Source organism: Lysobacter sp. TAB13 (assembly GCF_052113885.1).
GTDB lineage: Bacteria > Pseudomonadota > Gammaproteobacteria > Xanthomonadales > Xanthomonadaceae > Lysobacter > Lysobacter gummosus.
Genome location: NZ_JBFRDR010000183.1, coordinates 1 through 463, shown reverse-complemented (window position 1 = coordinate 463; position 463 = coordinate 1). Strand labels below are relative to the sequence as shown.

Annotated in this window: 1 protein-coding gene; it reads left to right on the top strand. The window is 66.7% G+C overall.

Annotated elements, in window-relative coordinates; translation table 11 throughout:
• The coding region (locus tag AB4Y92_RS25720) for an HAD hydrolase-like protein (protein WP_441822194.1) at nucleotides 1-463 on the top strand (463 nt) is incomplete at both ends.

The window sequence follows — 463 nt, the reverse complement described above, 5'->3', positions numbered from 1 at the left end:
GGCGAGGACCATTTGATCGACGGGCTGGGCCTGACCAGGGTGGAGCGCATCGAGGACGCCGATTTCCTGTTCACGCTGAGCATGAATCCGCCGCAGCAATCGCTGGCGGGCTCCCGCAGCGTGCTTGAGGCTGCGGCAGCCCGCGATCTGCCAATGATCTGCGGCAATCCCGATCTCTACCGCGTCCATGCCGACGGCTCGCTGCATGAAGCGCCCGGACTCGTCGCGCGGGCCTATGCCGAGCTTGGCGGGCGGGTTCGCTATCACGGCAAGCCCGAGCCGCGTATCTATCGCAGCAGCCTGCAGCGGCTTGGCCTGGCTCCGCGTCAGGTGCTTGCGGTCGGAGATTCGCTCGAGCATGACGTCGCCGGCGCAACCGGTGCCGGGATCGATGTCGCCTTCATTGCCGGTGGCATTCATCGTCAGGATCTGGGCTGGCCAACGTCGGGCACGGTCGACCGTG